The organism is Citrobacter sp. JUb117, assembly GCF_024809055.1.
Taxonomy (GTDB): domain Bacteria; phylum Pseudomonadota; class Gammaproteobacteria; order Enterobacterales; family Enterobacteriaceae; genus Citrobacter; species Citrobacter gillenii.
Window position 1 is genome coordinate 119,948 of the sequence record NZ_JANUFB010000010.1, and the last position, 18,931, is coordinate 138,878.

Annotated in this window: 15 protein-coding genes; 5 read left to right on the top strand and 10 right to left on the bottom strand. The window is 54.0% G+C overall.

Annotation, left to right across the window (positions count from 1 at the left end; genetic code table 11):
• Nucleotides 1-53 precede the first annotated feature (53 nt).
• A complete protein-coding gene (locus tag M2374_RS19955; RefSeq protein ID WP_181688567.1) occupies nt 54-1,412 on the bottom strand; it encodes a maltoporin in 1,359 nt (452 codons plus the stop codon).
• Nucleotides 1,413-1,487: 75 nt separating this feature from the next.
• Nucleotides 1,488-2,597 (bottom strand): maltose/maltodextrin ABC transporter ATP-binding protein MalK, encoded by a 1,110-nt coding sequence (gene malK, locus M2374_RS19960; RefSeq protein WP_096758726.1) that lies wholly within the window; start codon nt 2,595-2,597, stop codon nt 1,488-1,490.
• Nucleotides 2,598-2,968: 371 nt separating this feature from the next.
• Between malK and malE the strand changes: the two genes are divergently transcribed.
• The 4 genes from malE (at nt 2,969) to xylE (ending at nt 8,538) form a co-directional block, all read left to right on the top strand.
• Nucleotides 2,969-4,159: a maltose/maltodextrin ABC transporter substrate-binding protein MalE gene (gene malE, locus M2374_RS19965; protein ID WP_096758727.1), complete on the top strand. Its 1,191-nt coding sequence runs from the start codon at nt 2,969-2,971 to the stop codon at nt 4,157-4,159.
• A gap of 130 nt (nt 4,160-4,289) precedes the next feature.
• A complete protein-coding gene (gene malF, locus M2374_RS19970; RefSeq protein ID WP_117343610.1) occupies nt 4,290-5,834 on the top strand; it encodes a maltose ABC transporter permease MalF in 1,545 nt (514 codons plus the stop codon).
• 14 nt (nt 5,835-5,848) lie between these two features.
• On the top strand, nt 5,849-6,739 hold the full coding sequence (gene malG / locus M2374_RS19975; RefSeq protein ID WP_043018069.1) for a maltose ABC transporter permease MalG: 891 nt from the start codon (nt 5,849-5,851) through the stop codon (nt 6,737-6,739).
• A 323-nt stretch (nt 6,740-7,062) separates the two neighbouring features.
• Complete coding sequence (xylE, locus tag M2374_RS19980; RefSeq protein WP_181688568.1) at nt 7,063-8,538, top strand: D-xylose transporter XylE; 1,476 nt, start codon at nt 7,063-7,065, stop codon at nt 8,536-8,538.
• Between the two features lie 43 nt (nt 8,539-8,581).
• On the opposite strand, the gene psiE is transcribed toward xylE, so the two are convergent.
• The 6 genes from psiE to pgi form a co-directional block, all read right to left on the bottom strand.
• Nucleotides 8,582-8,992 carry a phosphate-starvation-inducible protein PsiE gene (gene psiE, locus M2374_RS19985; RefSeq protein ID WP_096758732.1) on the bottom strand — a complete coding sequence of 137 codons (411 nt, stop codon included), beginning with the start codon at nt 8,990-8,992 and terminating at the stop codon, nt 8,582-8,584.
• A gap of 175 nt (nt 8,993-9,167) precedes the next feature.
• Nucleotides 9,168-11,264 (bottom strand): YjbH domain-containing protein, encoded by a 2,097-nt coding sequence (locus M2374_RS19990; RefSeq protein WP_181490728.1) that lies wholly within the window; start codon nt 11,262-11,264, stop codon nt 9,168-9,170.
• Nucleotides 11,264-12,001, bottom strand: a complete 738-nt coding sequence (locus tag M2374_RS19995) for a capsule biosynthesis GfcC family protein (RefSeq protein ID WP_096758734.1) — start codon at nt 11,999-12,001, stop codon at nt 11,264-11,266. The genes M2374_RS19990 and M2374_RS19995 overlap by 1 nt, the downstream gene beginning before the upstream one ends.
• Nucleotides 11,998-12,636, bottom strand: coding sequence for a YjbF family lipoprotein (locus M2374_RS20000; RefSeq protein WP_181688569.1), 639 nt, complete (start codon nt 12,634-12,636; stop codon nt 11,998-12,000). Before M2374_RS20000 ends, M2374_RS19995 begins: the two co-directional genes overlap by 4 nt.
• 140 nt (nt 12,637-12,776) lie before the next feature.
• Nucleotides 12,777-13,019, bottom strand: a complete 243-nt coding sequence (yjbE, locus tag M2374_RS20005) for an exopolysaccharide production protein YjbE (RefSeq protein WP_096758736.1) — start codon at nt 13,017-13,019, stop codon at nt 12,777-12,779.
• Nucleotides 13,020-13,489: 470 nt separating this feature from the next.
• On the bottom strand, nt 13,490-15,136 hold the full coding sequence (gene pgi, locus M2374_RS20010; RefSeq protein ID WP_181688570.1) for a glucose-6-phosphate isomerase: 1,647 nt from the start codon (nt 15,134-15,136) through the stop codon (nt 13,490-13,492).
• 404 nt (nt 15,137-15,540) lie between these two features.
• Between pgi and lysC the strand changes: the two genes are divergently transcribed.
• A complete protein-coding gene (lysC, locus tag M2374_RS20015; RefSeq protein ID WP_181688571.1) occupies nt 15,541-16,890 on the top strand; it encodes a lysine-sensitive aspartokinase 3 in 1,350 nt (449 codons plus the stop codon).
• A gap of 92 nt (nt 16,891-16,982) precedes the next feature.
• Here lysC and M2374_RS20020 read toward each other — a convergent pair whose 3' ends face one another.
• The gene (locus M2374_RS20020) at nt 16,983-17,768 is read right to left on the bottom strand and encodes a nucleotidyltransferase domain-containing protein (RefSeq protein ID WP_096758739.1); all 786 of its coding nucleotides are present in this window, start codon (nt 17,766-17,768) and stop codon (nt 16,983-16,985) included.
• 5 nt (nt 17,769-17,773) lie between these two features.
• Nucleotides 17,774-18,898, bottom strand: a complete 1,125-nt coding sequence (locus M2374_RS20025; RefSeq protein WP_181688572.1) for a slipin family protein — start codon at nt 18,896-18,898, stop codon at nt 17,774-17,776.
• Nucleotides 18,899-18,931 lie beyond the last annotated feature (33 nt).

Below are 18,931 nucleotides of genomic sequence, written 5' to 3' on the forward strand. Positions count from 1 at the left end.
AGTAAGAGGGGCTTACGCCCCTCTTTCGGTCTTTACGTCAGGTTAATGCTGGATTACCACCAGATTTCCATCTGGGCACCGAAGGACCACTCGTCGCTGTCGCCACGGCTGGTGGTGCTGAGACCGGAGTTGGTTGCTGCCGCGAATTTGGTAACGTCGTTACCATTTTTCACGTAGCCCCACTCTTCATCCCATTTGGCATAGGTTGCGAAGACGCGGATTGCCGGACGAGACCAGATGCTGTCGCCCGCCTGCCATTGTTGCGCCAGGGTGACTTTGTACTGGCTGTTGCGATCGCTGGTCTGCTGCGATTTCACGTTGTCATAGCCCACTTCCAGCAGGGTGCTCATGATCGGCGTCCATTTGTACATCGGACGGATACCCACGGTGTACCATTCGGTACCCAGGTCGTTATCCATGTCGAGGTTCTGGTACATACCGACGTACATCAGGTCCCATTTGTCGCCCAGCGAGATAGCACCGTGGTCCAGCACGCGGAACAGGCTACCGTTGTTATTCACCACGTTATTGGCGAAGTTTGTCGTAGAACCGTCTGGATTGGTAACTGAGCGGGTAGAAGAACCGTAAGAGCCCTGGTTCAGGCCTTTACCCTGCGTGGTCATGGAGTCTGTCGCATACTGAACAACAAACTTGTTATAGCCTTTCAGCATGCTCTGAGTATGTTCAGCGGTGAACATCCAGCCATCTTTTGATGCGCCATCTGCCAGGCTGTAGTCGTCGGTGGTGTTAGCACGACCGTAGTCCACACCCAGTTCCAGCATACCGTCCGGGTTAATCGCCATTTGCGCTAAACGCACGTCGAACACGTCGTTGGCGGTGTCTTTGGTACGATCATAAATATTCTGGCTGCTGAACGCGTAAGAGCCGCCCGCTTCCTGAGAACGGGTCGCTGCCAGCGCCAGTTTACCGAAGCCCAGATCGATGTTTTCAATACCGGCACCAGGACCTGAAATATCCCAGTAGTAGAAGTCGATCATGTGCACATCATGACGCTGGTAGAAGCGCTTACCGGCCCAAATGGTGGAACCTGGCAGCCATTCAATCAGGTTTTTACCCTGCACGTTTGCTTCACGGAATGCCGGGTCAGTTCCTTCCCAGTCATTCTGCTGTGCGACGGAGTAGGCGACGTTGGTGTCGAAGTAGAAGCTCTTATCGCCCTCTTTCCACACTTCCTGACCCAGTTTAATTTCCGCATAGGTTTCACATTCGTTACCGAGACGGTATTTACTTTGTGCACCGGTTGCCTGGAAACACTGTTGTTCGCCGCCACTACCCGTCCAGCCGATACCGGAACGAGCATAACCATGGAAATCCACGGCCATTGCCTGAACAGACATAATGCCTGCTGCTACAGCAACCGCCAGAGGGAGTTTGCGCAGAGTAATCATCATTCTATCTCCTGAGATCATTGCTTTTCTTTGAACGCTTCACCTTGACGGATTTGCGCTTTTTTTTAATGGGACACCTTAAACGCCCGGCTCTTGATGCAACCGACGACATGCAGTGCCATCTTCACGGAACAGATGGCAACGCTCTGGCGGCAGGCCGATAGCGAATGTGGCACCCTCTTCTACCAACACCACGTCATTCTGGCGGTACACCAGGTTTTGACGGATGGCGGGGATCTGGATATGAATTTGCGTTTCGTGGCCCAACTGCTCGACCACCTGAACTTCACCTTCGAGGGTGACGTCAGCGATATCGCTGGGCAGCAGATGTTCCGGGCGAATACCTAAGGACATGTTGGCGCCAACCTGCACGGCACGGCTTTCTACCGGTAGCCAGATTTGCTGGCGGTTAGGTAATTCAACCTGCACTTGGTCGATTGCGGTTGCGGTGACTTTCACCGGCAGGAAGTTCATCTTCGGTGAACCAATAAAGCCCGCCACAAAGCGGTCGGCTGGGTAGTGATACAGCTCCAGCGGCTTGCCGACTTGCGCGACGCGGCCCGCATCCAGCACCACGATTTTGTCGGCCAGCGTCATCGCTTCGACCTGATCGTGGGTGACGTAAATCATCGTGCGGCCCAGACGTTTATGCAGGCGGGAGATTTCAATACGCATCTGCACACGCAGTGCCGCATCCAGGTTAGAAAGCGGTTCATCGAGCAGAAACACGCGCGGTTCAGCCACCAGCGTACGGCCAATCGCCACGCGTTGACGCTGACCGCCAGAGAGTGCTTTTGGCTTACGCTCAAGCAGGTGCGCCAGCTGCAGGACTTCAGCGACCTGATTCACCCGCTGGTTCATGACGTCTTTTTTGGCACCGGCTAGTTTGAGACCGAAAGACATATTCTCGGCGACGGATAAATGGGGATACAGCGCGTAGGACTGGAAGACCATACCCACGCCGCGTTCGGCGGGCGGGATGTCGTTCATTCGGGTGTCCCCGATAAACAGGTCGCCGCTGGTGATGGTTTCCAGCCCGGCGATCATACGCAGCAAGGTCGACTTACCGCAGCCTGACGGTCCGACAAATACCACGAACTCTCCTTCGTGAATGTCGAGATTGATATCCTTCGATACCACCACGTCACCCCAGGCTTTCGTTACATTTCGCAGCTGTACGCTCGCCATGCCCTTCTCCCTTCGTTACAACCTGTCATCGACAGCAACATTCATCATGGGCTGACTATGCGTTATCCATTAGGAGCGTGAATCCTCCACCCCCCAGCTTTTTTATGGGGGAGGAGGCGGGAGGATGAGAGAGTCGCGTCTGAGACCCGGGCCGTACGCCGCCAAGGAATTTCGTGATGTCGCCCGCAAAAATCAGTGGGTTTTTATGTGCGCCAGCACGCATTACTCACATTTCTGTAACACAGATCACATAAAGAGTGGGTGGGGCGTAGGGGTAAGGAGGATGGAAAGAGGTTGCCGTATAAAGAAACTAGACACCGTTAAGCCACCTCTGTGTATCCAAGCGCACATCACCAAAAAGGATGGGGAATATGAAAATCAAAACCGGCGCACGCATCCTCGCATTGTCTGCATTGACGACGATGATGTTTTCCGCCTCGGCTCTCGCCAAGATTGAAGAGGGCAAACTGGTTATCTGGATCAACGGCGACAAAGGCTATAACGGCCTCGCTGAAGTGGGTAAAAAATTCGAGAAAGACACCGGCATCAAAGTCACCATTGAACATCCGGATAAGCTGGAAGAAAAATTCCCGCAGGTTGCCGCGACCGGTGACGGCCCGGACATCATCTTCTGGGCACATGACCGTTTTGGCGGCTACGCGCAATCGGGTCTGTTGGCTGAAGTTACGCCAGACAAAGCGTTCCAGGACAAACTGTTCCCGTTCACCTGGGATGCCGTACGTTACAACGGTAAGCTGATCGCCTACCCGATCGCCGTTGAAGCACTGTCGCTGATTTACAACAAAGACCTCGTGCCAAACCCACCGAAAACCTGGGAAGAAATTCCTGCGCTGGATAAAGAGCTGAAGGCGAAAGGCAAATCTGCCCTGATGTTCAACCTGCAAGAACCGTACTTCACCTGGCCGCTGATTGCTGCCGACGGCGGATACGCGTTCAAGTTTGAAAACGGCAAATACGACGTCAAAGACGTGGGCGTGGATAACGCTGGCGCGAAAGCGGGTCTGACCTTCCTGGTTGACCTGATTAAGAACAAACACATGAACGCGGATACCGACTACTCCATCGCTGAAGCGGCCTTTAACAAAGGCGATACCGCGATGACCATCAACGGTCCGTGGGCCTGGTCGAACATCGATAAGAGCAAGGTGAACTACGGCGTAACGCTGCTGCCAACCTTCAAAGGCAAAGCGTCTAAACCGTTTGTCGGCGTACTGAGCGCCGGTATTAACGCCGCCAGCCCGAACAAAGAACTGGCGAAAGAGTTCCTCGAAAACTACCTGCTGACCGATCAGGGTCTGGATGAAGTGAACAAGGACAAACCGCTGGGTGCCGTCGCGCTGAAATCCTTCCAGGAAGAGTTAGCGAAAGATCCACGTATCGCGGCCACCATGGGTAACGCCGAGAAAGGCGAAATCATGCCGAACATCCCGCAGATGTCTGCATTCTGGTATGCCGTTCGTACCGCAGTGATCAACGCCGCCAGCGGTCGTCAAACCGTTGATGCTGCGCTGAAAGATGCACAAGGTCGTATCACCAAGTAATGCTGTAGCGCACGTGCCGGATGGCGGCATGAATGCCTTATCCGGCCTACAAATCACTGTAGGCCTGATAAGCGCAGCGCCATCAGGCATTTTTGCCGACAGATGTTCAAAGTTGTAGAGGAAGATCCCCATGGATGTCATTAAAAAGAAATACTGGTGGCAAAGCGACACGCTGAAATGGTCAGTGATGGGTCTGCTGGGTCTGCTGGTGGGCTACCTTGTTGTTTTGATGTACGCTCAGGGGGAGTACCTGTTTGCCATCATGACGCTTATTTTAAGCTCTGCTGGCCTGTATATTTTCGCCAACCGTAAAGCCTATGCCTGGCGCTATGTCTATCCTGGCGTGGCTGGTATGGGGTTATTTGTTCTGTTCCCACTCATTTGCACCATTGCAATTGCCTTTACCAACTACAGCAGTACCAACCAACTGACCTTTGAGCGCGCCCAGGAAGTCCTGATGGACCGTTCTTATCAGGCGGGTAAAACTTACAACTTTGGTCTGTATCCGGCGGGTACGGAGTGGCAACTGGCCCTCACCGACGGTGAAACAGGTAAAAATTATGTCTCCGACGCCTTTAAATTTGGCGGCGAGCAGAAACTACAACTGAAAGAAGCCGAAGCGCTGCCAGCAGGTGAACGTGCCACGCTGCGTATCATCACGCAAAACCGCCAGGCGCTGACCCAACTGACCGCCGTGCTGCCGGATGACAGCAAGGTGATTATGAGCTCGCTGCGCCAGTTCTCCGGTACGCAGCCACTGTATACGCTTGCTGATGACGGCACGCTCACCAACAATCAGAGCGGCGTAAAATACCGTGCCAATAACGATATTGGTTACTACCAGTCACTCGCGCTAGACGGTAGCTGGGGTACAGAGAAACTCAGCCCAGGCTATACCGTCGCCATCGGCTGGGATAACTTCACCCGTGTCTTTACCGATGAAGGCATTCAGAAACCGTTCTTCGCGATCTTTATCTGGACCGTCGTCTTCTCAGTGCTCACCGTCATCCTGACCGTTGCCGTCGGTATGATTCTGGCCTGTCTGGTGCAATGGGAATCGCTGAAAGGCAAAGCGATTTATCGCGTGCTGCTGATTCTGCCTTACGCCGTGCCGTCGTTTATCTCGATACTGATTTTCAAGGGGTTATTTAACCAGAGCTTCGGTGAAATCAACATGATGTTGAGCGCGCTGTTCGGCATCAAGCCGGCCTGGTTCAGCGACCCAACCACCGCGCGTTCGATGATTATCATCGTCAACACCTGGCTGGGCTATCCGTACATGATGATCCTGTGCATGGGGCTGCTGAAGGCGATTCCCGACGATCTGTATGAAGCCTCGGCAATGGATGGCGCTGGCCCATTCCAGAACTTCTTTAAGATTACGCTGCCGTTGCTGATCAAGCCGCTGACGCCGCTGATGATCGCCAGCTTTGCCTTTAACTTTAACAACTTCGTGCTGATTCAGCTGTTGACCAACGGTGGCCCGGACCGACTCGGTACCACCACGCCAGCCGGTTATACCGACCTGCTTGTCAGTTACACCTACCGTATCGCCTTTGAAGGCGGCGGCGGTCAGGACTTCGGTCTGGCGGCGGCGATAGCCACCCTGATCTTCCTGCTGGTTGGCGCGCTGGCGATTGTGAACCTGAAAGCCACACGTATGAAGTTTGATTAAGGGAGATAACGACAATGGCTATGGTCCAACCGAAATCACAAAAGTTACGTTTATTCGCAACGCACTTAGGTCTGCTGATTTTTATCGCGGCAATTATGTTCCCGCTGCTGATGGTCATTGCCATCTCGCTGCGCGAAGGTAACTTCGCCACCGGCAGTCTGATCCCGGAAAATATCTCCTGGGAACACTGGAAACTGGCGCTGGGCTTTAGCGTGGAACACGCGGATGGCCGCGTGACGCCGCCTCCGTTCCCGGTGCTGCTGTGGCTGTGGAACTCGGTGAAAGTGGCCACCATTACCGCGATCGGTATCGTGACCCTCTCCACCACCTGTGCTTACGCCTTCGCCCGCATGCGCTTCCCAGGTAAAGCCACGTTACTGAAAGGCATGCTGATTTTCCAGATGTTCCCGGCGGTACTGTCGCTGGTGGCGTTATATGCCTTGTTTGACCGTCTGGGCCAGTACATTCCGTTTATCGGTCTGAACACCCACGGTGGCGTGATCTTCGCCTACCTTGGCGGCATTGCGCTGCACGTCTGGACAATCAAGGGGTATTTCGAAACCATCGACGGTTCACTGGAAGAAGCGGCCGCGCTGGATGGCGCAACGCCGTGGCAGGCATTCCGCCTGGTGCTGTTGCCGTTGTCGGTGCCGATTCTGGCGGTGGTGTTCATTCTGTCGTTCATCGCCGCAATTACCGAAGTCCCGGTCGCCTCACTGTTGTTGCGTGATGTGAACAGCTATACCCTGGCAGTCGGTATGCAGCAGTATCTCAATCCACAGAACTATTTGTGGGGCGACTTTGCCGCTGCAGCCGTGCTTTCTGCTATTCCGATCACCCTGGTGTTCCTGCTGGCCCAGCGCTGGCTGGTTAACGGCCTGACGGCAGGCGGTGTGAAAGGCTAAGTTTCATCGATGTACCCGCCCGGCAACGGGCATGCCACTGCAACCCTCAACTTATGTTATCCCAACCTGTGACTGTTTTTCGGCGCTCTACGGAGCGCCCTTTTTTTATGTAATTTTGCATTGCGGTTACGATTATTTTCTTTCGTGCTCGCCATCACTGCAATTTTATTTCTCGCCTGAGCGGACATTAATTAAACAGAGTGAAGATCACAGAAAAGACAAAACGTAATTGCAATGTAAAAAATGATAATTGTCATACCTGCCTGTTAAATCCACCATCACAACACTGATAAAAAGAGCTGTATCTTCTAAGGCAGGTCTGAATGAATACCCAATATAATTCCAGTTATATTTTTTCGATTACATTAGTTGCCACATTAGGAGGACTGTTATTCGGCTACGACACCGCCGTCATCTCCGGTACCGTCGAGTCCTTAAATACGGTTTTTGTCGCCCCACAACATCTGAGCGAATCCGCCGCAAACTCACTGTTAGGCTTCTGCGTCGCCAGCGCGCTGATTGGCTGTATCATCGGTGGTGCGCTGGGTGGCTATTGCAGTAACCGCTTTGGTCGTCGCGATTCACTCAAAATCGCCGCGATCCTGTTCTTTATTTCCGGCATCGGTTCCGCATGGCCGGAATTAGGATTTACCGCCATTAATCCGGATAATGCTGTTCCTGTTTATTTAGCCGGATACGTCCCCGAATTTGTTATTTATCGCATTATTGGTGGTATCGGCGTCGGTTTAGCCTCCATGCTCTCACCGATGTATATCGCAGAACTGGCCCCGGCACATATTCGTGGAAAACTGGTTTCCTTTAACCAGTTCGCGATTATTTTCGGGCAACTGATGGTCTACTGCGTAAACTATTTTATTGCCCGTTCCGGCGACGCCAGCTGGCTGAATACCGATGGCTGGCGTTATATGTTTGCCTCTGAAAGCATTCCTGCCCTGCTGTTTTTAATACTGTTGTATACCGTACCGGAAAGCCCACGCTGGCTGATGGCGCGCGGCAGACACGAGCAGGCGGAAGGTATTCTGCGCAAAATTATGGGCAGCAATCTTGCTACCCAGGCGATGCAGGAGATCAATCAGTCACTGGAGCACGGTCGCAAAACAGGCGGGCGTCTGCTGATGTTTGGCACTGCGGTCATCGTCATCGGCGTCATGCTGTCCATCTTCCAGCAGTTCGTCGGCATCAACGTTGTGCTCTACTACGCGCCGGAAGTTTTTAAAACCCTGGGCGCCAGCACCGACGTCGCGCTGTTGCAGACCATCATCGTGGGCGTAATCAACCTGAGCTTCACCGTGCTGGCAATCATGACGGTCGATAAATTTGGCCGCAAACCGCTGCAAATTATTGGCGCGCTGGGTATGGCCATCGGCATGTTCAGCCTCGGTACTGCGTTTTATACCCAGGCTTCTGGTCTGGTGGCGCTGCTGTCGATGCTGTTTTATGTTGCGGCATTCGCCATGTCCTGGGGCCCGGTGTGCTGGGTACTGCTGGCTGAGATTTTCCCCAACGCGATCCGTGGCAAAGCGCTCGCCATTGCGGTGGCCGCCCAGTGGCTGGCAAACTACTTCGTCTCCTGGACCTTCCCGATGATGGACAAAAATTCGTGGCTGGTTGCCCATTTCCACAACGGTTTCTCCTACTGGATTTACGGTTGTATGGGCATTCTGGCGGCGCTGTTTATGTGGAAATTCGTACCGGAAACCAAAGGCAAAACGCTGGAAGAACTTGAAGAGCTGTGGGAACCCACAGCAGAGAAAGCGAAACCTGCGTCTGCGCAGTAATCAACGAGAACAACACGCCGCAGCCCATGCGGCGCGTTGTTGTTTACTCACGCTTCAGCCGTTTGGAATTACACAGCCACAGCGTGATCACCAGCAGCAGGATCGCTGCGGAATAGATCAACACGTCCATGGGAGCTTTATGATCGACGATGATCAACCGCACAATCGCCGTGATCCCGATATAAACAAAGTAGCGCAGCGGAAAGTGAAAACCTGACTGAAAGTACTTCACAATCAGCGCGATAAATTCAAAGTAGAGGAAGTAAACCACCAGCCCTTCCACCAGCTCATATTTGCTGGTTTGTTCCGGCGCGAACAGCACATCCGCCAGATGCAGCGTCTCTTTGCCGAGGAATACCACCAGAATCAGCCCCAGACTCAGTAGCCCAAGATTCAACACAGTCTGTAACATCGTGGAGATAAACTCCACGCGCGGACGAGATATCGGCGTCATAGCAGCCCCTTTTGCTCAATGGCGAAGTTCCTGTATAACGCAAAAATGTGACGGAGAACTACATTTTTTGTTTATGTTTTGTTCACACAACGGTTCTTGCCGGATGGCGGCTTTGCCTTATCCGGCCTACCGTAGGCCCGGTAAGCGTAGCGTCACCGGGCGATCAACATTCACATCAACGGAAGTTCTCACTCCTGTCACTGGTCATATCGTACAAACCAAACTTACGCCCAAGCTGCTGACCACCGTCGCGCGTCAACGGCGTCCAGCCAATTGCCGCACGGCTGCGGGTTGGTCCCGAGGAGAAGAGATCCAGCGGCACGGAGACATACACGCCTTTGGTGAAATCACCTTCCCCATACTCATCCGGTGATGCATCGGTGAGGGTTGCATAACCGCCGACCACCACGCCGCTGTCGAAGCGTTTGGCGATTTCCAGGGTCCCGCCTTTATCGCCCGCCAGGTACTGCCCCACGCTGGCTTTTACCAGTACATCCTGGGTGAACGACGGGTTCCAGTACGCCGTCAGATGTCCGGTCTTCACGCTGTAGTCGGTGAATTTCATCATGTCCTGCGCACTGCGCCAGTCACGCTGCTTCACATAGTTGGCGTCAACGCCAAACGCCCAATTGCTGTCCAGTGGACGGTACAGCACTTCAGCCCCTGCGCCGCCAAACATGGTTTCCAGATAGCCACCGTACACTTGTCCGTAAAACCCGTTGCCGAGTGACTGGAAGTAGTTGGCCTGCAGGTTATTCACATACACATCGTTCTGCACGTAGTCACGGACGTGAGTACGGACCCGCGGCAAATGTGAATCACTGGGCGGATTGGTATAGTTAAACTTGTCGTAGTTATTGGCCAGGTTAGCAAACAGACTGCCGGTCGTGAGCAGATGGTCTGTCACCCACAGATCTGCCGTTCCCATGACACCCAGCTGATACATATAGAAGTTTTCCGGGCCGCCCACGGACTGGTTGAGTACCGGATCAATGTGAAAATCAAAGCGTGATTTATCGATATACCAGCCCTGCTCGGTGGTCTGCGGCACCACGGGCTCCACGCGCTTTTGCGCCAGCGGTGTTTCATGGCCCAGCGGCTCGCCTTGCAGATGATCCTGCAGACTCGCAACATCTGTTTCGGTGGTGACCTGCGGTAAATTCAGGCGATTTTCCGTAATACGGATCGTACGGATCCCCTCAGGGAGATCGTTCATTACGATCCGATTTGCCCGTTCGATCCCTTCCCGCGAGTCACGGTATTTCACCTGTTCGCCGGTCACGTACAGCGTATCGCCCTGCACCTGGAGTTTCGGATCCGCCAGCCCGGCGTTGTATTTCAGTAGCGTGAGCTGATTCGCCACCACCGAATGTTGCAGGATGGCATCCTGCGGCTGGGGCTGATATTGCGGTCGCGCGTTGTCGTTATACGTTGGTCGCAGATCGTTGAAGTTCGTGCGTAGCGTGACGCCGAACATAAAGGTATTACCGCGCTCGTAGCTGAGATTAACGTCGGCCCAATCGGTGACGCGGTAAATGGCGCCGACGTTAAACTTGCTCTTCTGATCCAGCTTGCCGGCAAAATCCTGCTGGTAGTTGTTACCTTCATATTCCAGCTTCAGGCGCAGCGGCTGCCAGGGCGTCTGGTATTCCACGCCGCCAAACAGTGACGCAGGGCCGTGGAACATCTGGCTACCGTCGATGGAGCCCGCCTGTTTATAGCTGTTATCGCGATAACAGAATTTATCGCTGTACGAGCACAGCGGATTACTCACATTGCCGCTGGTACCAAGATATCCCCAGCCAAGACCAAGCGAGAAATCAAACGGCCCCCAGGCTTTGTTGGCCACGATGTATTCCGCATCAAACAGACCGGTTCCGCCGATATCCCGTGCGCCAACCGCGACCTGCGGCATCCAGTAGCTCTCTTCCCACAATCGCAATTTGAGATCGAACGCTTTGTCTTTATACGTCTGATCGCCTGAAAATGACTCCACGCTGCTGTATTTTTTGGTGCGCACATCGGTATAGCGTAAGGTCGTTTCCAGCCACGGGAACAACTGCACCGACGCGGAGTAGTAGCGGTACTGATCGTTATCGCGGTAGTTGAGGCTCATTTCCCCTTCACGCGCCATCCGCGCGGTTGGCGTTTGCAGCAGCCCCACGCCGCCAAAGTCAGACTGGGAAGGCCCAATCGGCGCAGGGTACGTTTCACCGTGGCAGGCCGTGCTGATACCCAGCGCCAGCAGGCTGAGCAGATAAGTTTTTCTCATTATTCAGGTATCCGCTGGGTCAGAGTGCGAAGAATGTCGGCATTGATTTGATCCGGGGCGCGGCTCCAGACAGAGTCAGACAGCCCAACAAAAATGATGCTGCCGGGCATCGGCTCAACGTGACGTTTATTCCAGTAAGCGACCGGTACTTTTTGCGTGCGTCCATCGGGATAGACTACCCACGCATAGCTGCGATCTGCACCGCTCAGCAGACTTTGTCCGGCGAGATAGCTGGCGATATCACGCCCTGGCATAAACGGCTGTTTACCCGGATGATTGATCGCGCCAAACAGGGTGATTTCCGTTGGCTGAGGCCCAACCCACAGCGTGTAGTTGCCCTGCAACGGCGGATTCCCCCGTTCACTCACCCGCACCGCGTCCGGGTCGAGATTCACCCGCTGTCTGCCGGTTACCTTCAGGGTCTGAATTTGCTGGCGTAGCGTGTTGATAGCGGCTGCATCGTCGCCGCCTTCTTCTGCACTCAGCGCCGCCAGCCGTCCCAACAGCGCCTGTTGCTGGCGCTGCGCGGTAACCGTCGCCAGCTCTTCCCCGATCACCGCCGCGGGCCACCAGCTATTCGCCAGCGTGGGTTGACCCACCAGATCGATAAGATGTTCCGCGCCGGTCAGCGTTTTCGGTTCTGCACTGCCTGAGGTGATCACTTTTACCGTTCCTGCGGCAAAAACAGATGCCGCACAAAGGCTAAAAGTCAGCGCGGTAATCATTCGTTTCATCATGATTTTGCCGCCTTGATCAGCGTGGTCTTCACCGGGAAATAATTCGCACCCAGATACTGCTCTGACTGGCGAATCATCCCGTCACTGTCGATCCAGTAACGGTTATGCCAGCGAGTCCGATCGGTGGTGACTTCTTCGTCCAGCACGCGTACCGGGGTATCTTCGCTGGCAACCCGAATGCTGTCAGTGCCGTCCCATCTGAAGACCGAACGGGCGGTGGCGTAGCGCACCTGCTTATGCTCGGTCCAGCCTATCGTGCGGGTCCAGGTGACGCCATCAACAATCTGGTTTGGTTTGATAAGCGGGTCCGCCGCCAGATTATTCACCGCGATCAGGTTGTCTCCGCCCAGCAGCGTTTTCACCAGACGCCCGTGTTGCGTTACGAGCATGGCCTGGTCCTGGGTGACCCATTTCTGCTGCCCGTTTTCAGCGAAAGCGAGCACCACAAACAGCTGCGGACCGCCGTTAAGCTGCATGTACTGGCTGGCGTAAGGCATGTTGTGGATATCATCATCCGTCATCTGTACGCCAGGAGTACCCAACACGCTTTGCCACAGCGAATGACCCAGCCCTTCGGTGGTAGCTGAACACGCCTGTAATAACAGACAAACCAATATGAGCGCTGGTCGCATCACGACGTTTCTCCGCATTATTGCCGGGTGGCGCGACGCTTACCCGGCCTACAAATCCCACAGGCTTTTGGAAATTCAAAATAACCACACCGAAGTGTGGTTATGGTTAATCCCCTTCATACTTCAGGGGCTACGTACCGGAATTACTGGGTACTGGTGGTCGTGGTGGTGGTGGTTCCGGTATTCGAACCATCGCCACCGCCGGTTGCCGCCAGGGCGACCCCCACCGCGGAGCTTACGGTGCTCACACTGGTTGCGGAGGAACTTCCTGCCGAAACCGACGCGGCTGCCGACCCTGCCGCCTCCCCCACCTGAACGGGGGCAGCATAGACAGAGGTCGTCGCAAGCGCAGATATAGCCAACAGGCCATACAGTACTTTTTTCATCACAATATCCCTTCATTGTATGAATGGAGATTTACCCAAAAGAATTTCGGGCGAGATCGAGTATACACAACCGAAAGTGTGTAAATTACGCCGCGCAGGAATTTAGGATAATTAGAAAAAAGTGGGAGCTAACATTATTAAAAAATACATAAATCAATATAAATCAATCACATGAAATAAATACACAAATAATGCAATATCCGTAAAATCTGAAAATCATTGTGTTAAATCTAACGTGGTATAATTATTTTAGGATTAAACTCAATTAAATCCTATGTAATGAGGAAGACAAGATAAATTATCTTATAAAAAAAGCCGATAATAATATCGGCTTTTTTTATAAGTAATCAGCAAATTCATTCGAATTGCAGCAAGGCGGCAAGATCGTTAATCCCCGGGAGCATAGATTACTATGTGACCGGGGTTAACGAACGCAGCCAACACCGCTGCGGTTCGAAGGAAGAAGCTGATTAACGCCAGGACTTATAACGGTTAATCAAACCGTTAGTCGAGCAATCATGGCTGTTGATCTCTTGATCATCGTTCAACTCAGGCAGAATGCGGTTCGCCAGCTGTTTGCCCAGCTCTACGCCCCACTGGTCGAAGGTGAAGATGTTCAGGATAACGCCCTGAGTAAAGATTTTATGCTCATACAGCGCAATCAGCGCACCCAGGCTGTACGGAGTGATTTCGCGCAGCAGGATAGAGTTCGTAGGACGGTTGCCTTCGAACACTTTGAACGGCACAACGTGGTCCAGCGTCGCCGGATCTTTACCCTGGTCGCGGTATTCTTGTTCAACCACTTCACGAGACTTGCCAAACGCCAGCGCTTCGGTCTGGGCGAAGAAGTTAGACAGCAGCTTCGGATGGTGGTCAGACAACGGGTTATGCGTGATAGCCGGAGCGATGAAATCGCACGGCACCATTTTGGTCCCCTGGTGGATCAGCTGATAGAACGCATGCTGACCGTTGGTCCCCGGCTCACCCCAGATGATTGGGCCAGTCTGGTAATCCACCGCATTGCCGTTACGGTCAACGTATTTACCGTTGGATTCCATGTTGCCCTGCTGGAAGTAGGCCGCAAAGCGGTGCATATACTGGTCGTACGGCAGGATGGCTTCGGTTTCGGCACCATAGAAGTTGTTGTACCAGATACCGATCAGCGCCAGCAGTACCGGCAGGTTTTTCTCCGCTGGGGTAGTGGAGAAATGTTTATCCATGGCGTGCGCGCCGGACAGCAGTTCAACGAAGTTGTCGTAGCCCACGGACAGGATGATCGACAGACCAATCGCTGACCACAGGGAATAACGACCGCCAACCCAGTCCCAGAACTCGAACATGTTGGCCGTATCGATACCGAACTCACCGACTGCTTTCGCATTGATGGACAGCGCCGCGAAGTGTTTTGCCACGTGTTTTTCATCACCGGCGGTCGCCAGGAACCAGTCGCGCGCGCTATGGGCGTTGGTCATGGTTTCCTGGGTGGTGAAGGTTTTAGAGGCGACCAGGAACAGCGTGGTTTCCGGGTTCACTTTCTTCAGTACTTCGGCGATGTGCGTACCATCGACGTTAGACACAAAGTGCATATTCAGGTGATTTTTGTACGGACGCAGCGCTTCGGTCACCATGAACGGACCGAGGTCGGAGCCACCGATACCGATGTTCACCACATCCGTAATCGCTTTGCCGGTGTAGCCTTTCCAGCTGCCGGAGATAATCGCTTCAGAGAAGGATTTCATCTTCTCCAGCACCGCATTCACTTCCGGCATCACATCTTTGCCGTCCACGATGATCGGGGTATTGCTACGGTTGCGCAGCGCCACATGCAGCACTGCACGATCTTCCGTACGGTTGATCTTCTCACCGGAGAACATGGACTTGATAGCACCGCTCAGGTCGGTCTCTTTTGCCAGGTCCTGCAGTTTCGCCAGCGTTTCTTCGGTGATGCGGTTTTTGGAAAAATCCACCAGCATCAAATCGTCAAACGTTGCGGAAAACTTGGCGAAACGATCGCTATCTTTCGCGAACAAGTCCGCGATCGTAACGTCTTTCATCTCTTCAAAGTGTTTTTGTAGTGCCTGCCAGGCTGAGGTCTGCGTTGGATTGATGTTTTTCATTAGCAATACTCTTCTGATTTTGAGAATTGTGACTGAGATCGATTGTAACGCCAGTCACAGAAAAGTGTGATTGTTTTAGTGCCGTTGTCCTGGCGTCCATCAAACAGGGGTAATTATAAGCTCGGTTACTCAGGGCTACAGCAGCATGAAAAATCCGCATAATCCCAGCATTGACAGTACAGGCCATGCCTTTTATTTATATACATAAAGTCATTCGATATGCGTCAAGGCGGCAAACCTGCTCGCCACAGGAGCTTACTGAAGTAAGTGACTGTGGTGAGCAGGTGCAGCCAACGAAGAGGCAGATTGAAGGACGAAATGTAATACGGTATTTGCGCCTGCACCGGTTTCCGTTCTGCCCTTGTGCCATGGTCGCTCTATTCATTCCCTGACACGAGGTAGTTATGACTGATGTAGTTGTCTCCAAGTTTGGCGGTACCAGCGTCGCGGATTTCGACGCCATGAACCGCAGCGCTGATGTGGTGCTTTCCGATGCTAACGTCCGTTTAGTGGTGCTTTCCGCTTCAGCGGGTATTACTAACCTGCTGGTCGCTTTGGCTGAAGGGCTGGAGGCAACTGAACGCTTCGAGAAACTCGACGCTATTCGTCAGATCCAGTTCGATATTCTGGAGCGTTTGCGTTATCCAAACGTGATCCGCGAAGAGATCGAACGTCTGCTGGAAAATATCACCACGCTGGCGGAAGCGGCTTCGCTGGCGACCTCAACCGCGCTGACTGACGAACTGGTCAGCCACGGTGAACTGATGTCCACCCTGCTGTTTGTCGAAATCCTGCGCGAGCGTAACGTTCAGGCGCAGTGGTTTGACGTGCGTAAAGTGATGCGTACCAACGATCGTTTTGGTCGCGCAGAACCAGATGTCATGGCGCTGTCTGAACTGGCAACGCTGCAGCTGGCACCGCGCCTTGAAGAAGGTCTGGTGATCACCCAGGGCTTTATCGGCAGCGAAAGCAAAGGCCGCACTACCACGCTGGGGCGCGGCGGCAGCGACTATACCGCCGCCTTGCTGGCAGAAGCCCTGCACGCCGCACGCGTCGATATCTGGACCGATGTACCGGGCATTTACACGACCGACCCGCGCGTGGTGCCAGCCGCAAAACGCATTGATGAAATTGCCTTTGAAGAGGCCGCAGAACTGGCGACCTTCGGCGCAAAAGTCCTGCACCCGGCGACGCTGCTCCCTGCCGTACGTAGCGATATTCCGGTGTTTGTCGGCTCCAGCAAAGACCCCAAAGCAGGCGGCACACTGGTGTGTAATAAAACCGAGAATCCACCGCTATTTCGTGCCCTGGCGCTGCGTCGCAAGCAAACGCTGCTGACGCTGCATAGCCTGAATATGCTGCATTCTCGCGGGTTTTTAGCGGAAGTGTTCGGCATCCTGGCGCGCCACAATATCTCGGTGGATTTGATAACAACCTCAGAAGTCAGCGTCGCACTGACGCTGGATACCACCGGTTCAACGTCCACCGGCGATACGCTGCTCACGCAATCCCTGCTGATGGAGCTGTCCGCGCTGTGCCGGGTCGAGGTAGAAGAAGGTTTGGCATTGGTCGCCCTGATCGGGAACGACCTGTCTAAAGCCTGCGGCGTGGGAAAAGAGGTGTTCGGCGTGCTGGAACCGTTCAACATCCGCATGATTTGCTACGGCGCATCCAGCCATAATCTGTGCTTCCTGGTGCCGGGCAGCGAAGCCGAGCAGGTCGTACAGAAACTGCATCATAATTTGTTTGAGTAATACCAGCCGGATGGCGGATGCGGCGAAACGCCTTATCGGGCCTACGGTGAATTCGTAGGCCCGATAAGCGGCAATACCATCGGGCAACACAGTCATGACATCACTGTCTCATATAACAGTCGGTCCAGTTCCCTGACATCGCCTTCCCGGCTATCCGGTAACACCGGTGGCGTTTCGCCTCGCGCCAGCTCCTCGCGGATAAACGCATGCAGCAGTGGACGGCGCAGTCCATATTCCGCTTCCCCTGCCCGCTGCTTGCGTTCCAGCAGGTCGTCTATCTCCTGACGCAGCGGCGCATCCAGCTCGCTCCCCGCCAACAGTTCGGCAAAGCGCATGGGCGGCACGCCTTTTCCCGCTTCGACCCAACGCACGGCCAGCAACGGACGCAGCACGTAGAAGTATTTTTTTAGTCGCACTTCATTGCCTTGCAGATAGCCACGGAAGTTTTTTCGCGCCATCGAATAGTAGTGCCAGCGGGCACGCACAGGCGAAAACCATTTTGGCACCAGCGCTTTCAACGCAGACACCGTCGCGTCATCCTGCTGATAAACCACCGGCGAATCCAGCCACTCGATAAGCGTCGGGTTAGCCCCTTTCAGCAGACCCAAAGCTTTACGCCACTCCCAGCCGCACACGTCCAGTTCATCGTCTATGGGCAGTTCAATAACATCACGCGGCGCTTCCACCCGCAGATACCATTCTGGCGGATGAACGTACAAAAATCGCACGTCGTAATCACTGTCCGGAGAGGCGAATCCCCAGCCACGGCTGCCGGATTCACAGGCGTACAGCACCTTCACGCCATAGCGCTGTTCCACCTTTTTTAGCTGGCGCACTACCCGTTCGCGCATCGCGGCGTTCACTCCGTTATTGCTCATTTTACTTATCCTTTTATATTCACCAGACCGTGAAGAACCTGGTCCAGACCGCCAAATACCGAGATTTTATCGATACGCTCCGCCACTCTCTCGAGGGTTTCCAGCTCTTTTAAACGCAGCGCCACTGGGTTGTTTTCCATCACTTTCGCTGTGTTCAACAACGAGCGCGTGGCGGCCGTTTCTTCACGTCGACGAATGACGTTGGCCTGCGCCGATTTTTCGGCCTCCACCAGCTGCGACAGGATGGTTTTCATATCGCCTGGCAGCACGATATCTTTCACGCCCAGCGAAGCAACCTCAATGCCAAACGGCGTCATGCGGTTTTTCACCTGCGTGCTTACCACGTCATCAATCACCTGCTTATCTTCCAGCAGTTCGTCCAGCGTTCGGGTACCAACCGCCTCGCGCAGCGCAAACTGCAGCTCACGGTACAAGTGATCCAGTGGTTTTGTCAGTTGGCCAAACGCCTGTAATACGCCGCTGTAGCGCCAGTTCGCCGCCAGATTCAGACGCAGGTTGACCTTATCTTTGGTCAGGATCTCCTGCCCGCCGACCTCCAGTACCTGCAAGCGGGTATCAACGACTTCCGCTTCCACCAGATGATTCACCTTCCAGTACGCACTCAACCCCGGCGGCAACAGTGCCTGCGTCTCACCATCAATTTTCAGCACACCGACGTGCCAGGCCGGAACCTGCACCGTTAAGATCGCGTCACGACCTTTTACCGCACCGCTACGGCGTGGCTGTAACACGGCATTCATCACGTCCGTTGGGACCTGAACCTGACGCGTATCCATGCGTACCAACGTTAACGCCTCCTCGGCTCGCCAGTACAGGCGACGGGTTGAAGGCGGTAAAATTTCCTGCAAGACGCCGTTCACATACAGCGCACCGGCTTCGGTCTCGGTTAAATCTGCCGCCACACAGTACTGTTCCACCCACGCAGGCTGGAAGCGACGCAGATACTCCGCCAACGCCTCAGGAACATCGCTGCCATCGGCATTTACCACCAGAACATCCGGTGTGTTAAACCACGGCAAACGGTGTTCACCTGCATTCAGCACCTTGTAGTAGTCACCCTGGCGGGATAACAGACCAAGCTGGCCTTTACGAATAGTGATTTTCTTCATCCTTTTTTATTCCTTATTGTGAGTCAGGCGCGG